Raw genomic sequence first — 3209 nt, forward strand, 5'->3', positions numbered from 1 at the left:
AGGGCTATGTGGACAGTGGCGCAGGGCCCGCGGAAGCCGAGGCGCCGCCGCCGGCAACGGGCAGCGGGGTGCTGCTCTCCCCCACGATCACGGCCAGCACCCCGAGTCCGGCGTGGGCGGCCAGCACGGCGGGCAGAGAACTGATCTGCGCCGGAGGACATTCCGGCAGCAAGGCTCCCAGCCGCTCCGCCAGCTGCTCCGCCTCGGCCGGGTTGCCGAAGTGGTGCACAGCGATCCTCGCCYCCCCCTTAGGTCGGGACAGCGCATCGGCGGCGGCTACCTCCTCAAGCCTGGCGATGGCGCGGGCCGCCGACCGGACCTTTTCCAGCGGCACGACCTTGCCGCCGTCGACCGCCAGGATCGGTTTGATCGAGAACATGGTGCCCCAGAGCGAGGCGGCCGCACCGATCCGTCCGCCGCGGCGGAGCTGTTCCAGGCTCGGCACGTAGAAGTACACTCTGGTGCGGTCCAGCCGCTCCCGGGCGAACGCACTGACTTCCTGCGCGCTCCGGCCGTCGGCGGCCGCAACGACGGCGCTCTGCACGCCCATCCCCTGCGCCATCCCAACGGTGCGGGAATCCAGGATCTCCACCGGAATCCCCACCCTGGCGGCGGCGAGCCGCGCGGACTCGGGGGTGCCGGAGAGGTCGCCGGAGATATGGATCGAGACCACTGCCTCGAAGCCGCGTGCCGCCGCGGCCAGGTACGCCTGTTCGAACTGGCCGGGTGAGGGCCGGGAGGTCCGGACCGGCACGCCGCTGGCCAGCGCCACGGCGATAGTCTCGGCGATGTCGTCCTCGCCCTCGCCGTAGATCTCGGAGCCCACCATGACGGGCATCGGGACCACCGTCAAGCGGCCGTCCGCGGCGAAGTCGCGCACCCACTCCGCCGGCAGCGCTGCCGCGGAGTCTGTGACCACGGCCGTCCGCGGCGCCACTGCGGGCAACACTTCGGGGGCCGCGCCTGGCCTGGTGGCCTGGCGCAGCCTGGCGAGGCGCTCGCGCAGCCACGGCCAGCCGGGGGGCTCACGGTCGGGCACGAAGCACCTCCTGGAAAGAGTTCCGGCCGCCGGCTGACGCCGGCGGCCGGTGACGAATGGCCTGTCCGGCTAGGCCGGCACGATGTTGACCAGTTTAGGCGCCCGCACAATCACGGTGCGGATTCCGCGCCCATCCAGCGCGCGCTGGACGTTGTCGGAAGCCAGCGCCAGTTCGCGCAGCTCGTCCTCGGAAATGCCCGGGGAGACCTCGAGCCGGTCGCGCACCTTGCCCTGTACCTGCACGACGGCGGTGACTGTGTCCTGCACCAGCAGGGACTCATCGTGCGTGGGCCAGCCCGCGTTGGCCACCGACGCCGGGTGCCCCAGCACGTTCCACAGGTCCTCCGCGGTGTAGGGGGCGAACAGGCTCAGGATGACTGCGACGGCCTCCACCGCCTCGCGGACGGCCGGGTCCGCGCCGCCGGCACCGTTGTCCGCGCCTGTAATTCTGTCAATAGTYTTGCGGGTCGCGTTGACCAGTTCCATCAGTTTTGCCACCACCACGTTGAACTTGTTGTGGTCCAGCAGCGCCTCGGCGTCGGCGATGGTGCGGTGGGTGACCGTGCGCAACGCACGGTCACCGCCGGCGAAGTCGACGCCCGGTTCACTGGTGACGTCCTGGCCGAGCCGCCAGGCCCGGGCCAGGAATTTCGCGGAGCCCGACGGCGACACGTCCGCCCAGTCGACGTCGTCCTCCGGCGGAGAGGCGAAGATCATGGTGAGGCGCACGGCGTCGACGCCGAACCTGTCCAGCTGCTGGCCCAGGTCCACGCCGTTGCCGAGGGACTTGCTCATGGCCTTGCCGCCGTTGAGCACCTGTCCCTGGTTCAGCAGCGCGCGGAACGGTTCGTCCGCTTCGATCAGGCCCAGGTCATGGATGACCTTGGTGAAGAAGCGGGCGTACAGCAGGTGCAGGATGGCGTGCTCCACCCCGCCGACGTACTGGCCTACGGGCATCCAGTCGTTGATCTTGGCCGGGTCGAACGGCCCGTCGGTGTACTCCGGCGAGACGAACCGCAGGAAGTACCAGGACGAGTCCACGAAGGTGTCCATGGTGTCGGTGTCGCGCTTGGCCGGGCCGTGGCAGGCGGGGCATTCGACGTTGACCCAGGCTTCGGCAGCCGCCAGCGGGGAGGTGCCCTTCGGGGACAGGTCCTCGCCGCGCAGGTTCTCCGGCAAGGTGACGGGCAACTGGTCGTCCGGGACCGGGACCTCGCCGCAGTCCGGGCAGTGGATGATCGGGATGGGTGTGCCCCAGAAACGCTGGCGGCTCAGCAGCCAGTCACGCAGGCGGAAGTTGACGAACTTCTCGCCGGTGCCCTGCCGCTCCAGGATCTCGATGGCCGCCGGGATGGCCTCGGCCTTGGGCAGTCCGTCCAGAGCGCCGGAATTGATCAGCGTTCCCTCGCCGGCGGTCGCAGTGCCGGTGACGGCCGGGTCTTCCTCACCCGTGTCCAGGACTGCCCGCACGGGCAGGCCGAAGGTTTTGGCGAAGTCCAGGTCGCGCTGGTCATGGGCCGGGACGGCCATGATGGCGCCGGTGCCGTAATCGGCCAGCACGTAGTCGGCCGCCCAGACCGGCAGCTTTTCGCCGTTGAGCGGGTTGATCGCGTAGCGGCCGGTGAAGACGCCGGTCTTTTCGCGTTCGGTGGCCTGACGCTCGATTTCCGAGAGCGCCTTGACCTGCTCGCGGTAGGCCTCAAGGGCCGTGGCGTGTTCGTCGGTGACCAGTTCGACGGCGAGCGGCGCGTCCGCGGCGACCACGAAGAAGGTTGCACCGTAGAGGGTGTCCGGGCGAGTGGTGAACACAGTGACGTCCTGGGCGGGCTTCCCGCCGTCGGCCTCGATCGCGAAGTTGACGTGGGCGCCCTCGGAGCGGCCGATCCAGTTCTTCTGCATGGCCAGGACCCGCTCGGGCCAGTGGCCGCGCAGCTCGTCCATGTCGTCCAGCAGCCGGTCGGCGTAGTCGGTGATCTTGAAGTACCACTGGTTCAAGGACTTCTTCGTCACGGCGGTGCCGCACCGCTCACAGGCACCGTTGACCACCTGTTCGTTGGCCAGCACGGTCTGGTCCTTGGGGCACCAGTTGACCGGGGAATTCTTGCGGTAGGCCAAGCCGCGCTCGTAGAAGCGCTTGAACAGCCACTGGGTCCAACGGTAGTACTCGGGG

General features: G+C 69.4%; 2 protein-coding genes. Both read right to left on the bottom strand.

Annotated features, from left to right (window positions below; all coding sequences use genetic code 11):
* Window positions 1–4: 4 nt before the first annotated feature.
* Window positions 5–1039 carry a DegV family protein gene (locus tag AB4Y86_RS15415; RefSeq protein WP_441403070.1) on the bottom strand — a complete coding sequence of 345 codons (1035 nt, stop codon included), beginning with the start codon at window positions 1037–1039 and terminating at the stop codon, window positions 5–7.
* Window positions 1040–1108: 69 nt separating this feature from the next.
* Window positions 1109–3209, bottom strand: a 2101-nt coding sequence (leuS, locus tag AB4Y86_RS15420; protein ID WP_441403071.1) for a leucine--tRNA ligase, incomplete at its 5' end; no start/stop codon positions are given.

The organism is Arthrobacter sp. 2YAF22_2 (genome assembly GCF_052114645.1).
Classification (GTDB): Bacteria; Actinomycetota; Actinomycetes; order Actinomycetales; family Micrococcaceae; genus Arthrobacter.